General features: G+C 40.4%; 11 protein-coding genes. 6 read left to right on the top strand and 5 right to left on the bottom strand.

The annotated features are described in order from the left end of the window. Positions 1-276: 276 nt before the first annotated feature. The 4 genes from OXPF_RS17770 to OXPF_RS17755 form a co-directional block, all read right to left on the bottom strand. Positions 277-2,859 carry a RyR domain-containing protein gene (locus tag OXPF_RS17770; RefSeq protein ID WP_054876567.1) on the bottom strand — a complete coding sequence of 861 codons (2,583 nt, stop codon included), beginning with the start codon at positions 2,857-2,859 and terminating at the stop codon, positions 277-279. Positions 2,860-3,456: 597 nt separating this feature from the next. Next, positions 3,457-4,092, bottom strand: coding sequence for a DedA family protein (locus OXPF_RS17765; RefSeq protein WP_054876566.1), 636 nt, complete (start codon positions 4,090-4,092; stop codon positions 3,457-3,459). A 100-nt stretch (positions 4,093-4,192) separates the two neighbouring features. Beyond that, entirely contained in the window at positions 4,193-4,807 is a 615-nt protein-coding gene (locus tag OXPF_RS17760; RefSeq protein WP_054876565.1) for a hypothetical protein, read from the bottom strand. Positions 4,808-4,819: 12 nt separating this feature from the next. Continuing rightward, entirely contained in the window at positions 4,820-5,143 is a 324-nt protein-coding gene (locus OXPF_RS17755; protein WP_242854452.1) for a PadR family transcriptional regulator, read from the bottom strand. A gap of 196 nt (positions 5,144-5,339) precedes the next feature. On the opposite strand from OXPF_RS17755, the gene OXPF_RS17750 reads away from it, so the two are divergent. The 6 genes from OXPF_RS17750 to OXPF_RS21935 all read left to right on the top strand — a co-directional run bounded on the left by OXPF_RS17750 (position 5,340) and on the right by OXPF_RS21935 (position 14,920). Continuing rightward, the gene (locus tag OXPF_RS17750; RefSeq protein WP_054876563.1) at positions 5,340-6,680 is read left to right on the top strand and encodes an FAD-dependent oxidoreductase; all 1,341 of its coding nucleotides are present in this window, start codon (positions 5,340-5,342) and stop codon (positions 6,678-6,680) included. A 79-nt stretch (positions 6,681-6,759) separates the two neighbouring features. Then, positions 6,760-7,581, top strand: coding sequence for a MerR family transcriptional regulator (locus OXPF_RS17745; RefSeq protein WP_083480026.1), 822 nt, complete (start codon positions 6,760-6,762; stop codon positions 7,579-7,581). Positions 7,582-7,976: 395 nt separating this feature from the next. Further along, the gene (locus tag OXPF_RS17740; RefSeq protein WP_054876561.1) at positions 7,977-9,380 is read left to right on the top strand and encodes an MFS transporter; all 1,404 of its coding nucleotides are present in this window, start codon (positions 7,977-7,979) and stop codon (positions 9,378-9,380) included. Positions 9,381-9,450: 70 nt separating this feature from the next. Then, entirely contained in the window at positions 9,451-10,692 is a 1,242-nt protein-coding gene (locus tag OXPF_RS17735; protein WP_054876560.1) for a glycine/sarcosine/betaine reductase component B subunit, read from the top strand. Positions 10,693-10,727: 35 nt separating this feature from the next. Then, positions 10,728-12,011, top strand: a complete 1,284-nt coding sequence (locus OXPF_RS17730; protein ID WP_242854450.1) for a glycine/betaine/sarcosine/D-proline family reductase selenoprotein B — start codon at positions 10,728-10,730, stop codon at positions 12,009-12,011. Positions 12,012-12,436: 425 nt separating this feature from the next. Further along, complete coding sequence (locus tag OXPF_RS21935) at positions 12,437-14,920, top strand: sensor histidine kinase (protein ID WP_083480024.1); 2,484 nt, start codon at positions 12,437-12,439, stop codon at positions 14,918-14,920. Between the two features lie 131 nt (positions 14,921-15,051). On the opposite strand, the gene OXPF_RS17715 is transcribed toward OXPF_RS21935, so the two are convergent. Continuing rightward, entirely contained in the window at positions 15,052-16,122 is a 1,071-nt protein-coding gene (locus tag OXPF_RS17715) for a uroporphyrinogen decarboxylase family protein (protein WP_054876558.1), read from the bottom strand. Between the last annotated feature and the right edge of the window lie 18 nt (positions 16,123-16,140).

Genomic DNA, 16,140 nt, shown 5'->3' with positions numbered 1-16,140 from the left:
TCCAAGTTCTATAATTACACTTCGACCATTTTATTTGTAGAAGTGGCTTTCAAAAAAGCTCTTTTGTTTATTAAAAGAACAGGAGAATGTCAAAAACGTACCGGCGGAATTTTCCGTTTCATTCTTGATAACTTTTGATTATTACTGCATTGTTTATAAAGTAAATATTAATAAACCGCGCATAGGATTAATAGAACTAAAGCTATTAATTATAAGAAATTTGAAGTAATATTTAATCTGAATAGCTCTTTTTTAGCATTCTCATGAACGGCCGGCTTATACAGCTTTTTCACACTGGCATAAAAACTTCAAATGCTCTATTTTGAAGTTGGAATTCGCCAGCACCTCAGGCCACGCTGCGACCATCCGGACCATGCCGCTTTTTTTCTCGTTGGGCAATTCGTCAAAGGGTACCAGATGGGGGTCGGTGCGCTCACTATCATCCCGGATGGCGCCATATTTCCAGCCGGTCTCTTTTCTCTTGGTGCACCAGCGACTATGTTCATAAGCTGCCAGAACGGCCAGTTCTCTTTCGGTAAATTCAATCTTTTTGGGCTGTTCTTTAATGGAAATGACATCGTAATGAATTTTCAGCAGAGCATTGGGAATGCTCTTTGCCTGATCCCGGTAGAAACTTTTGCGCTCTTCGCTTAAGACTTCCCAGGGCTTCGCATAATCAGAAACAATCTTCGGATTGTTTTTATTGTTTTCACTGTATTTTTCATGAATGTCCATAGCGAGGTTTTCGATTTTCTCACTGAAAAATGCATCGTGCATCAAATGGCGCAAGAACTGCTCTTCATCCACATGCAGCTTTAACTGCTCCTGAGAAGGAAGATGAGATTGCTCCCATTTCTTTGCATGTGTCAGCATACTCATTTCCAGTATGGCTTCCATAGACCTGGATTCATGCTTGTATCTGGGGACCTTAAGGAGAGCCCTTAATACTCCGGTGTCTATCTGTGCTTCTTCCGTTTCATTTATAAGATGGGGTGCCTTAAGCTCCAGTAATGAACGCAGCAGCATGGCTCTCCGTATGATGTACAGTTGGTCCTGATTTTCATCCGTTTGATTGGGTCCCAATATATTCACATAGCCTCTTAATCGGCTCACAAAATCCGGACCTTTGGCGCTTTTAAACTCTTTTGCAAACTGTTTCTGTTCCGTTTCATCCGTCAGGTCTTCGCCGCAGAATTCCCTATAGGTACTGCTTGTTCCGCCCACAAAGACAAAAATGGATTTGCCTATAGGGCGGAGGGAATCACCTTCTCTGAATACCCCATCCTGCATGGGCGCTAAAAAGTATTTGAGCCACCCAAGTTTACCTTCCAGGTTTGCGTCAAATTCGTCAAAAAAGATTAAAGGCACTTTTCCTTCTAAAGACAGGTCCCGCACTTTATGGAAAGCACTGTTCAAATCTGCCGGACTGCTAAGCTGGGATAGGTTAAAGTTTAATTTCCTTATCAGGGTTGGCGCAATATTTTCCGCCACCTCGGTTATCCCGAAGGATTTTCCGGAACCCGGAGTTCCGAAAACAGCGATGGATAGGGGGTGGACCGTATTTCTTGCGGAAATGTACTCCCACATCAGGTTCTTTATGCTCCTATAGCTTTCGATTTCCGTCCTGTCCACTGTCTTAAGCTTTCCAAACTGGGCAATGGGCATGTATTTCAATACTTTTTTTTCTCCGAATTTAACAATATTATGGGCTATTTCTTCTAAGTTGGCGGAGCTCTTATCCTTCAGGATGTACCAGCAGGAATAGCAGTTTTTATTGAAATATCTGGGTATTTTAACATCCTGAACATGCTCCCTGAATATAAAATCATTTTCTGTCTCAACAAATACGGCGGCATTGGGGAAGGATAAGCTGTCGATGCTTCTTCCGAAGCCTTTGATAAAGTATTTCTGTGCGGCCACCATTCCTTCTTTTATACCCTCTCCGATGGATTTAACCAGTCCATTCCTGCTGCATATTTGAGGAATGATCCTCCGGGCCAGACCAGCCACAAAGCAGGAGGTAAGTCCGTACATTTTGCCTTGGATTTCTTTTATCAGACCGCCCTCAAATTCATAAGGAAGAAAGTACAAACGGGACTCTGCTTCTTTCTGGTTGGTATAATAGATTGCGCCTTCCAGTCCAAAGGGGACGACAAGATGTCGGCAGCCTGCCAGAAAAGCAAGGTTTGGATTATTTTCCATCTGCCAGACAAAATCCCGTGCTGTCCTTTCCCAGGAGAGGCTTTTGCTGATATTCACACCCTTGGCACGCAAATCATCACTGTTTATGACAACAATAGTATTTTCAATATGATGGGATTCTAAATGCTTCCAAAGAGCGTTGGAACTGATGGGATTATTCATTTTGTAAATGACCACAGGCGACTTTCCGGAGGCCCTAATAGCCAGAGGCCAGTAGTCACTGCCCGCATTAAAACCATTATTTTCATCATCGATGATGACCATGTCCGCATTTTCGTCATCATCGATAATGGGGAGAAGTTTTGGTGTGCCTGCAGAAGGCCCGGTGAATCCGAGGAAGCGCCTTACCCGGTATACCTTGTCATTACTTTTTCCGTCTGCCGATACAGGAAATAAGTCCAGTTCTGCAGTAGAGCGGAGAAACTCACCGGATGAAAAGGAGCCGGGCTCTTGCAGCCGGGGAGATAATATTGACGCTCCCGTAGCCAAAGCTACAAGCTCGGATAGAAGCAGTGATTCTCCCGGCTTTAATAAGCTGTGTACATTCAAGTGGGTTTGCCAGTTGAATCCCTGGCTGTTCTGCGGGTCTGTAATCCATTGAAGCACGCTGATACATATATCTCCCGATACAACGATTTTTACATCTTTATTTCTCAAGGTTTCCACCCCCTTTTTTAGTTTTACACTGAAGTTATACTTTACTATATACACTGACCTTTGCTGGATATCGCCTAAGTCATATGGATCCGGTAGAATATAAAAGCTATTTTAACAGGATAAAGAGAAAAAGAATTATAAAAATTAAACATAAGAGGGACATTTTAAGATCAGTCATCTTATGCTGAGGAGGTGTATTGGATTATACTTATCTATGGTTAAATCGAATACGTCATTCAGCTAATCCTTTAGTATGTTCATAATAGGTATAGTCACAGTCAGGCTGAGCAGAGTTAAAATCAATACCGTTCATCTCTGTTTCGCATAGGATTTAAAATTTTTATAAAAGATTAATGGATTTTATGATAAGCTCTTTGTTGTAAATATCAAATGTTCTATTGGCTATAGATATAGCAACTTTGTTTTTTACAAATTATTACTTATAAATATATGGATATAATGTTATCATTGCACAATCTATTAAACAAGTAGGCACTATTAAGTACTATAGTATCTAAAAGTATACTTAAAATGATGCGATTTTAATATAACCATGTTTGAATGCAAGTTTTCTGTATCTACTCACAATAACCAGCCTTACTTATCACCCTGAAGCTTCGATGTATTCAAAAAACGCTTTTTAATGAAGAGCGTCCCTACTACCATTGCCGTCAACATAAAGACAGTTAAAGTTATCATAGCGTAAATATCAACATAACCAACAATTGTTTCCCAGGCGTTCCCCGCAATTCTTCCGAGAAAGACTAACACGACGTTCCAGATAAAAGTGCCGATAACTGTTAAGCTAAAAAAGGGGCACAATTGCATTTTTGCTACTCCTGCCGGTATGGATATCAAGCTGCGTACGATAGGGACAAACCGGCAAAAGAAAACCGCCTTGTTTCCATGTTTGGAGAACCATCTTTCAGCTTTTCTTACATCTTCTTTTTTGAGACGTAAGAGCTTCCCCAATCTGCTGTCAATCAACCGTGCAAGGCGTTCAGCGCTGAGTATACGCCCGATTATATACAAAATAATTGCTCCCGCCACCGAGCCAATTGTCGCCGATATTATAACGCCCCAAACATTCATGTTGGTATACGTTGTCAAAAATCCGCCAAAGGTCAAAATAACCTCGGATGGTATAGGTGGGAAAATGTTTTCTATAGTTATCAATAAAAAAACGCCGATGTATCCAAATTGATTGATAATATCCAAAATAATTTCCTGCATTGTATGCTCCTTTGCTAAACATTGTTTTTTACGTAATATTATTAAGTACATGCTTAAAATAAAAGGTAATCTTTTAAACGAAAAGTTACCTTTCCGTATTTTACTTTTTTGCAATCATTACGTCCATCAGCTTATAGATAAAGAATAGACATATAAATGCGGCACTGAACAACATAAGCATAAAACTCACCGCCAGTATAATAAACGGTAGGGATACAATCAAGTCAATACACTGTATGACTATGATAAGCCCGGCAAAGATTGATACATAGCCCAATAAATAGTAGTGTATCGGAGTTTCAAATATATTGCCTTGCCATTGTGTAAACTCCTTCACTTGAAAATGACTGATAGCTGTCCTTACAGCTTCTTCATGTGTACTGCCGTTTTCCTCTAAATCCTTGACAAAATCGTTAATATACTCTGTTAGGTCAGCCTTTTCCTCATTGTTCATGGTGAGCCCTCGGATAAAGACCTCTATATTGTCGTGCCTTTTGTATATTGCGCTTATTTTCAAGTGGCCTACATAATTCAATATGCTCCATAACAGGGCAACAAGAAAAACTGCGCCATAAATCACAATTTCAATCCTTGTGAAAGCGTAAGGGTATGCTCGATTGAAATACAGGGCAAGAATGAACCCCAACATCGAAATCAAAAGCAGCCACGGATATTTTATATCGGTGAGGCTGTAAATCTTTTTTATCTTGTTCATATAAAAACCTCCCTAAATGAACTTATCTACGAGACTCACGGTTTGTCTCCAGTCAGAAGTCAGCTGCGCTAATTGCTCGCTGCCCAAATCAGTGATTTTGAAATATCTGCGCCTGCCACCGCCTGTTTCAGTTCCCCAATAGGCCTCGATTACGTTTTGTTTTTCAAGCCTTTTCAGTGCAAGATACATAGTTGCTTCCAGTATTTCAAATAAATCACCTGATTTTGTTTTGATAATTTTTGATATTTCGTATCCATAGCTATCTTGCTCCTTGAGGACGCTCAGGATAAGAATATCTATTGTGCCTTTCAGCATTTCTTTATTCAAAACTCTCACCACCAAAATGTACTAAACAATATTAAATACTAAACGCTTATTAGTATACGTTGTCTACTTAATATTGTCAAGTACTTAATTTTTTTTTTAATGCTGATTATCACGAAGATTGTGATTAATTTTGACATAAATATTAGCTAAGAATGTGGTACAATTATGTATAGTTGGAAAAATAATCAATAAGGGGGTTTTGTATATGACAAAAACAATATTTGAACCTGCATCTCAAATACCTGTTTTTGATGAAGCCGACATACTGGTTGTCGGAGGAGGTCCGGCAGGAACTGCAGCAGCCATTTCAGCTGCAAGAAATGGTGCGAGGGTAATATTGTCGGAGAGGTATGGATACCTTGGAGGACAAGTAACAGGCGGGCATGTATCTATGATACCCAATATTGACAATGGAACAGGAGTTCAGATTACCGGAATACTGCAGGAGTGGATGGATAGATTAGGCAAGCTTCCTGACGGGCTTTATGGACCAAGTAAAAAAGATGCCGGAAGCAGCGATCCCGAACTGATTAAGCAGTGGTCAGGCTATATGGGGACAGTTTGGAACAATAAGATTTGCTATGGAACCTATGTTGATCCTGAACTTCTTAAGATCGTCCTGAACGATATGGTCGAAGAATCTAATGTAATTGTATACTTCCACTGCTGGGCTGCTAAAGCATATATGGAAGACGGTCAGCTTAAGGGCGTTTTCTTCGAAAGCAAGGAAGGAAGAAAGGCAGTATTAGCCAAAGTTATTATTGATGCAACAGGAGAAGGGGATATATTTGCATCTGCAGGGGCAGAGTTCGATGACAGTATAGATCCTGCCATAAGAAACTCAAATTTGAGTCTGTGCTTCAGAATTGCAAATATTGACCATAAAAAATATCTGAATTATATAAAGGACAATCGTCAAGATTGGGCTGAAAAAATGAACCAGATTCTTAAAATGGCAGGATTCAGGATGGCGCTGATCCCAAGTAACCGAAATGACAATGTATGGGTCAACAACTGGACATTCGGGAAAAATGGCATGAAGGTGAAGGATTTGACCTTTGTGGAGATTGAAGTCAGAAAGCAAATTGTTAAAGTAATCGAATTCCTTAATAAGGAAATGCCTGGCTATGAAAACGGGTATCTTATGGATGTAGCTCCTCAAATAGGTGTAAGGTACAGCAGAAGATTGAAAGGGCTATACCAGATAAGTTTTGATGATCTGAAGCAGGGAAAAACCTATGATGATGTTGTAGCAATCACTCCTGCACAGCATGTCTTCAATGCGCCAGGCGAGGAAATACCTATGCAGATACCCTATCGCGCATTGGTACCTGAAAAACTGGATAACTTAATAGCCGCCGGGAGATGCTTGTCGGCAGACGTATATGCCCACAACTGGATTAATCTCATTCCACCGTGCACTGCTATAGGTGAGGCTGCCGGCGCAGCAGCATATGTTGCCGTCAATTCCAACATTCAGCCTAGAAATGCAGATGTTAAAACAGTTCAGAATATATTAAAGAAACAAGGATTTTATTTGCCTTGATTAAAGGCTAGTTCCGAAAGGTGATGGATATGAGAAAATACCGAAAATGATTAAACAATAGTTTCAGCAGGTGCTGGATATGAAGAAGTATCGCATAGGGGACATGTCGCGAATGGCCAGCATGCCCAAGCATGTAATCAGGTTCTACGAGACACAGGGAATAGTAAACCCAAAGCAACAGAGTGAGAATAACTACAGGTACTATGAATACTATGATACTTGTTCTCTCTTGAGATCCAGGCTTTACCGGAGTCTGGGTTTTTCACTACACAAATCAGCTGAGCTAATCGGTAAATGCAGCCATGATGAGCTGCATAAGCAGCTTGAAAGGAGAAGCGTTGAGATTGAAGAAGAGATATCAAGGCTTCAGTGTCAGCAAAGCAGGCTCAAGGAAATGCTGGACCGTTCCGGCAGTGTGGAAGACTGTCTGGGAGAATACAGGATTATCGAGAGGCCGGGCTTTTATTGGATAGGGGGAGGAAATAAAGAAGATCTTTCTATAGAGAGCGCCAGTGAAAAAATATACAGGAGCTGGATGGAAAAGATGCCTTCTACATATTTTTTATGTGTGATTCCTATTGAAGCCATGCTGCAACAAACTGAATTTAATTATAGCTATGGTGTGGCATTAAAAGAAGAAAACATCAAGTATTCAGAAGTTGAGAATATACCTCAGGTAAAATACTTTCCGGCTTGCAGAGCTTTATATGGAGTTATAGAGAAAAAGCACAACAGCGGTTCATTTACCATAGAATATTTTAAAAAGTTGCTTGACTACATTTATATGAATAAACTGAAAATTGAAGGCCCTCTGCTGATTGAGCTTATAGAAATCATTTTTGAAAGAGGGATGAAAATTTACAGGTTCGGTATAAGCATTCCTGTCCGCAACATTACTTAAAGAATGAAATTGCATAAAAAAGTCTCTGCATATATAGGGAACCAAATTTTTAAATTAGCTCATGCATATGAAAATTTGGTTCCCTTAAGGTTTTTAAGCTTCGAATAAATTAAATTCTAAGCTTTAAAAACCTATATTTACAGAGGCTTAATCTTTTGAAATGCTATTGACCTTAAGGTTACATTAAACCTTATACTTATATTGGTATAAAAAAACAAATTAGTTATAAAAAGGAATAAGTCATTATGCCAGCTTGAGAGCATTAACAGTAACGATGGAAGAATTTTATAAGGAAAAGTATTTAATATTCTTAATGGTTTTAATTAATCCTTCATTATGAGTAATATGTAATGTTATATATTACTAAAATATTATGGTAAACAGGAGGAATTCTTATGAAAAAACCCTTAAGTAAGTCTCTGAAAACATTTTATGGAGTCGGAGATTTAGGCTTTTCCCTCATGACCAGCGTAGGTGTGTACCTGCAAACTTACTTTCTAACCGACGTTGCAGGGTTTAATCTTGCACTGGTTGCCTTAATCATTTCTATCCCTAATACTTTTGATGCAATATTCTCCGGTGTATATGGTGCAGTTATTGATACCGTTAAACCCATGAGATGGGGCAAATTGCGTTCGTGGCTTATTGTTTTGCCCCCGCTTGTTGTATTATTTATGACCCTGCAGTATACAAAGATAGGGACCGATAATATAGCAGCCATAATTATCATAGTAAGTGCTGTTATATCAAAGCCGCTGCTTAACACTCCATGGGTGGCCAATCTGGCCCTCCTCCCGCTGCTGGCCAATAATACCCAGGAAAAAGTACTGCTTTCTTCCAGAAGAATGTTTTGGTCAAGCATTTCCAGGTTATTTTTCTCCTATATAAGCACACCTCTGGCTTTATTCGTTGGCACTGTAACCGGGAATCTGGTCTTTGGCTATACGGTTCTTCAATTTCTCATGGCAGTCAGCATGTGGGCCGGCTATTTAATTACTTTTAAAATGACAGAAGGATATGAAGAACTCCCTGTTAAAGGCGCAGAAGCTCAACAGACAAAGACTGCAGTTAAGAAGAAAGAAAGAGCATCACTTAGTGATATTTTGAAAAACTTATTCCAAAATCCTCCGCTGTTAGTCCTTTTGCTTGCTGATTACGGCAGGAATATTGCAGCCTTTATAATGGCCGGGTCTATTGCTTATTACTATACTTATGTAGCTCAAAATATGGCCCTTATGCCCTTACATATGCTCATCACATCTATCGCATCAATTTTAGGTACACTTGCTTCACCTGCGGTAAGCAAAAGAATTAATAATACACGTACAATGACAATCACCGGGACACTTATATCAGGCTGTTTATATTTAATTGCAAGGTTTGTTGGGCTACAAACTTCCTTGTTTATTGCCGTCTTTGCATGTTCCTCATTCATTGTCGGAATAACAGGCTCATCAAACGTTGCCCTGTACAGCGATACAATTGTTTATGGCGAATGGAAAACCGGGCAAAACACGGCAGGATTCATTATGGGCCTTATGAACTTTCCTTTAAAGGTAGGAAAAATGACAAATGGAATTATAATGGCTGCTGCTCTTGCATCCATCGGATTTGTTGCAAAAATGACACCGACGCCGGCGTTAAAGGCTGGAATCATCAATATTATGACTTTGATACCGGCTGCGGGATTATTATTTACCGGTTTAGTACTGCTTTTAGGATTCAAACTAACTGAAGCAAGGGTAAAGCAAATGCAGGATGAAATAAACGCAAGAAAGAATGAGGCAATAGCTCACTAAGACGATTTATGCCGCTCATTTATATAAATCTTGGTTAATATGAATTTTGAAAGAGGAGGTACTATAAACAGTGAAACTTGAACGTCTTTATGTAGATATCGATAATGTTGCCTTTGACAATAGGTCGTATATCGACGGGCACACACTGCATGTCAGCAAGGATGAGCTTGAAAAGGTCGTAAGCAGTGAAGCCTTTTCAAAGGTTGAAATCAGCATTGCGGTACCCGGCACAAATACCCGCATTATCAACATAGGAGATATTGTGCAGCCCACCATTAAGCTGGACGACGAGGGCGACACCTTCCCCGGCGTCATCGGCAAGATGCGCACCGTTGGCAGAGGCAGGAGCCTGATGCTTCGAAATATCGCGGTTTCGGAGGTGGTGGAGATGCCGGTGGATATCCCCAGCATACTGGACCTGTCAAAGGTTACTGTGGAGGCAGCGTATATAGCCGGCTACTACCATGTTACCATTGATGCCTTCCCTGCGGAAGGAATTTCCAGAACTGTGTATCTGGGCAGTCTGCATACAGCATCCAAGAAGCTAGCCAGGCATCTGGCCGGGCTAGCCAAAGCTTGTACACCTGATGAGACGGAGGAATTTACCTTAGAGCGCCATAATCTTGAGGGACTTCCGAAGATTGCCTACCTGTGCGATGTGTTCTGCCACAGGCCATATACGGATGCTTTAGTCTACGGTGAGACCATGGGAGAATCCCTCCCGATTATCCTACATCCCAATGAAATCATAGACGGGGCAGTCTTAAACAGAGATTATGACAACTCCACCAATGCCGATCCCACCTATGTATGGCAAAATCACCCGATTATTTTTGAACTCTATCGCCGTCATGGTATTGACGTAAACTTTGTGGGAGTGGTTTTAAACAATGTCCATCATACAGTGGAGAGTAAGCTGCGTAACGCCACCATGGCAGCTTCAATGGTGCATAATCAGCTGAAGGCTGAAGGCTGCATCATTACTAAAGAAGGCGGAGGCCACCCCCAGATCGATGTGGGCCTGGCCGCCGACGTACTGGAAGGAGAGTATGGAATTAAGACGACTTTGGTGCTGCTTGGATTATCTAACGAGACCAACGCTCAAGTAATCTTCAAGTCGAAATATACTGATGCAATTGTTTCCACCGGAGCCGCCGTTGTATTGTCCCTGCCCGCGGCCGACCAGGTCATTGGTTCAAGCCCGGATACAAGGTACGGCAATCCCCTCGGCCCGATGACCATTGCATTAAGGTCAATGCATGGAGCTCAGAGCCAGATGGGCTGGACAAGGTATGGAGCTCAAAGGATATGATTTAATATATTTTAAAATAAAGGAGGCAAACACAGATGGCTGAAAAACTGAGAGTTGTCCATTATATCAATCAGTTTTTTGCCCAGATTGGAGGCGAAGAATCTGCCAGTATGGGTATTCAGACTGAGGATAAGCCGATAGGCCCCGGAATTAGTCTGCAGGCCGCACTGAGAGACCGTGCAGAAATCGTTGGCACAATTATTTGCGGAGATAACTATATTGCGGAAAACATCAAGACTGTAACACAAGAGGTTCTTAAAGTAATCGAAGGCTTCAAGCCTGATATGTTCTTTGCCGGACCTGCATTTAATGCCGGCCGCTACGGCATTGCATGCGGCTCCCTTTGCAAAGCTGTAAAAAAGAAGCTCGGCATTCCCGCTGTAACAGCTATGTTTGATGAAAACCCGGGCAGGGAAATCTATGCTCCGGACATTTTTATCCTGAGGTCAGGCAATAATGCCAGAAAGATGGCTGAAGAAATCAAGAAGATGGTGGACTTTGCATATAAGCTTTATGACGGCACCTTAGAGCGTGATCCTGAAAAAGAAGGATTCTTTGAGCGAGGATGGATGGTTGCTAAAAAGTACGATTATATGGCCTCAAAGAGAGCTGTAGACATGCTCATAAATAAGGTACAAGGACGTCCTTTCAAAACCGAAATCCCCATGCCTGTAAATGAAAAGATACCATCACCGGTTCCCATCGCTGACCTGTCAAAAGCCACAATCATGTTTGCTACAGACGGAGCATTGTGTACCAAGGAAAACACTGAAAGAATGCCGTCAGCCGGATCTAATGTATATCATGCCTATAACGTAGATGGCAAGAAAACCCTTTCCAGTGAGGAATATACCTGTGTCCACGGCGGATTTGACAGGACCTACGCAATCGAGAACCCGAACCGTCTTGTCCCCCTTGACGCTATGCGTGCCCTTGAAGAAGAAGGTATCACAAAATTCCATAATGAAGTCCTTTCCTGCGCAGGCTTGGCAGGCAGCCTTTCAAACGGTATGAATATAGGAAAAAGTATGGTTGAGTACATCAAAAACCACAATATTGATGCCGTTATACTAACCTCCACATGAGGAACGTCCACCCGCTGCGGTGCAGTGATAATAAGAGAGCTTGAAAAGGCCGGAATTCCTACAATACACTGGTGCAATATGACTCCGGTGTCAAAAGCTTTTGGTACAAACCGTATTATGGAAGCCAGGAGCATAAAATACCCCTTCGGCAATCCGGAAATCCCGCCGGAGCTGGAGAGAGCAGAGCGCATAAAACAGCTTAAGTCAGCAGTTACCCGCCTGACCCAGCCATAATCGGCACCACCCGTAAACCCGATTGCTTTTAAGAGATAGATGACTAAGTAAAATAATTCATACACGTTTATTTAGGGATCAAAAGACCATAGGTTTAAATCCTGTCACTATGATCATTGATAAAGCGGATTTATAAAAATGTAAATCCGTTTATTTTTGTTTTTTAACCCAAATTCGCCCTCATTCTTTTTTGAAGTAGAAAATGTTATGAAGAAATAAAAGTCTTAATCAATTTCTATAGTATGAAAATATAGAATAATTTACCATTATGGCAGGAATATCAAAATGGCCGTAGAATATAATTTATTATTTTACTATGGCAATGGGAAATTATCGGCCATGAAAAAACATTAAATTCAGGGCAAAGTGGTATAATTATAGGCGCCTCTGCTCTAATGATAGTACATCTTTGAGGAGGAATTGTTTTGATAGAAAGAGACCGTGACAAAGAGGAGCTTATAAATGAACTGATTCAACTCAGAAAACGCAATCAGGAATTGGAATTGTTCTTGAGAGAAAAATCTGCTGTCGCTCCCTTATTTTCTATTAAATTCCATGAAGAAAAAAGATTTAAAGCAATTTTGGATGCTATTCCCTTATCAATAGTTTTAGTTGATGCAGCAGATAGGAAATTTTTATATGTTAACAGGCGTGGCATGGAACTCTACGGTTCTGACTATATAGGGTATGATTTGGATTCATTTATTGCTAAAGTTAATGCTCAAAAGTCAGATGATATGTCCTGCCCACTGGAAGATATACCTGTAAGTCCATTAAAGTATGGGGAGATAGTACGCAATTCAGAAATGACCATTAAAAGTGAAGAGGATAAGCATATACCCATACTTGTTAGTTCTTCCCCTTTATATGATTCTTCAGGAGTTATAACCCATTTCATTGTAATATTTGAAGATATTAGTGAACGCAGGTGGTTTGAAGAAAGCCTTGAGGTTCGCAGCCAGAAGATTAATGTGACTCTGGACGGAATACAATATAATTGTTATGTGCGCGATTATGATTGGAGTTTTGCTTATGCCGGCAAACAATTTACCTTGGAATACGCCAAGAAGACTGATTGCTCTTCGAAGGATAGAGTTATCCCACTAAACATCGGACATAAGAAACTGGAGGAGGAATTAAAGCAGCAAAAAGATCTTCTTGAGGCTGTCATTGAAAACATGAATGATGTTATTATCATTTATGACAAGGCGGGCAGTGTTATCTACATAAATGCTGAGGCCCGTAAACAATATCCTCACATAAGTATTGGCACCAAAGTAAATGATGTTCATAATGGGATGCAATATTTTGATTTGGATAATAACCCTATACTTGTAGAAAATTTGCCTACAAGAAGGGTACTCAGAGGTGAGAAAATAAGGAATGAAAGGGTTATTGGCAAGCTCCCTGGCAAGACTGTGATTGTAGAGGTTAATGCCGTTCCTATTTTTAATGGCAAAAATAATTTGATATCGGCAGTAGTTTCCCACCGTGACGTTTCTAAAATGGTAGAATGCGAAGAAAAGTTAAAAGAACAAAACAAACAACTTGAAGGAGAGTTGGCGGATACCAGCCTTTTGCAAGGTATAAGTATGGAGCTTCTCTGTGAAGGTAATATTCAGTTATTATATGAGAGGATTATCGATGCCGCAATGCAAATTATGCGCTCTGAATATGCCAGCCTGCAGATGCTCCACATTGAACATGACAACGGATGTAGACTTGAGCTCTTAGCCTTTCGAGGATTTAATCCACAAGCTGCAAAATTTTGGGAATGGGTATATGCCGAATCAGGTTCTACTTGTGGTGAGGCTTTACGAACAGGGAACCGTGTCATCACATCCAATGTGAAGGAATGTGGCTTTATGCAAGGCACGGAAGACCAGGTTATATGCTTCCAGACAGGAATTAATGCTGTCCAGACGACTCCCTTATATTCCAGAAGCGGCAGGATGGTAGGGATGATTTCTACCCACTGGCGCGAACCTCATTATCCGACAGAAAGGGAGCTTAAGCTTCTTGATGTGTTGGCACGACAGGCAGCAGATATAATGGAACAAAAGTATTATCAGGAAAAGCTTTTAAAAGCAGAGCGTGAAAAAAATGAAGCTCTTGAAAAGGCAATAGAGATGAAGGATGAATTTTTGTCTCTTGTTTCCCATGAGTTCAGGACTCCTCTTAATGTGATTAATACAGCTATACAGGCTTTGAATTCTGTTTATGCTAATGAGATGACAGAAAAAATTAAAGAGTATATAGGGACCATTAAGAAGAATGTAAACAGGCAGTTAAGACTGGTTAACAACCTTCTTGATATTACCCGTGCCAATGCAGGACGTATTAAGATAAATAAAAAGAATTTAGATATAGTTTTCCTTACAAAAGCTATTACTGAATCGGTATATGAGTTTGCATCATATAAGGGAGTCAGGGTAACATTCGTATCTGCATTGTCGAAGAAGATGATAGGCATAGATGACGAGAAATATGAGAGGATTATTCTAAATCTTCTTTCCAATGCTATTAAATTCACCCCAGAGGGTAAGTCTATTGTTGTGAATTTACATTCTTCAAAAGGTAACGTATGTATTGAGGTAAAAGATAATGGAATAGGCATACCGCCTAATAAAATAGGTGTAATATTTGAAAGGTTTGGGCAGGTTGATAGTTCGCTGTCAAGACAAGCGGAAGGTACGGGTATAGGTCTGTCACTTGTAAAGAAGTTTGTTGAAGCCTTAAATGGGAGCATATCAGTTAAAAGCAAGATAGGCAAAGGCAGTACATTTACAATCTTACTTCCTAATGAAACAGTAGCAGAGGAACAAGATGAAAAGCCAATACATGATTTGATGATGGATAACCGGCTTGTGCAAATAACTAATATCGAGTTTTCTGATATTTATTCATAATAAACTACATAATATATGCACCAGCTCAGCACGCCGACTATGAGCTGCAGCTTCAAATCCTGTCGCTGTGATCATTGAATAAAAAAAGAGAGGATTGTTTTGAAGAAAAAATCCTCTCTTTTTTATTTTAATTATTCTCCGCTGAATTTTATTCTGGATAGCTTATAAGCTTCTTCCCTGAATGCAGGAGTTATGGTAGCCATACGATGTAAGAAACATGGTTTATCAGGGTTGCAGAATTTTTCAACAAAATTTGCTGCTGCTTCCCTCTGTTCTGCTTCAGTAGCATCAGGACTCAATGGATTGGGAAGAACTCCAAGAATTATCTTATCGCCGTATTGCTCATAAAGCATTTGAGTATCATTCATCGGCTGTCCGCTCCATGAATCCCATCCTGCTGCTATCATATTGGGAACCTGTCTTTCAATTTTTCCGCAGCTGTGTAAGTCAGCAAATAGTCCCTTTGAGTGAATATGATCGGTAACTTTTCTCATATAAGGAACGATCATTTCTGCACATGTGTCAGGGGAGAAGAAGGTATTGCTCTGCCCGCCCCAGTCATCATGCATGTTGATTCCGTCTACTCCGGGGAATTTTTCGATGTATTTGTCGATGATTTTTATATATAAATCAGAAAGCTTGTCAAAGAGAGCTTTTACTGCATCTTTTTGATCATCGTCAATAAGTGCAACGACTGCCTTGTCGAAATCCATAAAGGAAATAAGTCTTTCAAACCATCCGTTTAATATACTGGGAACATTGAATACCTCAGAAGAAAGATTTACATTCTTGGCGCTTTTTTCCCAATCCCAGCTGTCTATGTCCGGCCATACCAATTTTTCTTCCCATTCATTAGCATCACTTAAGAGGGGCGCACCCGGTTTTACCATGGAGCCGCCTGCTACGGGTACATATACCCATTCAATACCAAACATATCTTTCCCGCCGCCTTCTTCAACGGGCTGTCTTGTGTCCTCAAAAGCAAAGGCTCTGGCAACGTTATCTGGATTACATGTTGGTGTGATTGTTCTTGTTTCAACATTAGTAATAAGCCAGACTGGTTTCCTTTTTAATGTTGCAATGTAAGCTTCTTTTCTGGATACCGGAAAGTCATACAATGGTGTGGAAGGTCCGCCAACTATCAAACTTGGCATTTCACCTACGGTTTTTAATTCTTTTTCATCAAACTTTGGAATTGTCATTCCTTTCACTCCTCTTTT

This window comes from Oxobacter pfennigii (assembly GCF_001317355.1).
GTDB lineage: Bacteria > Bacillota > Clostridia > Clostridiales > Oxobacteraceae > Oxobacter > Oxobacter pfennigii.
The sequence above is the reverse complement of the archived record's forward strand: the minus strand, read 5'-3'. Positions and strand labels throughout refer to the sequence as shown.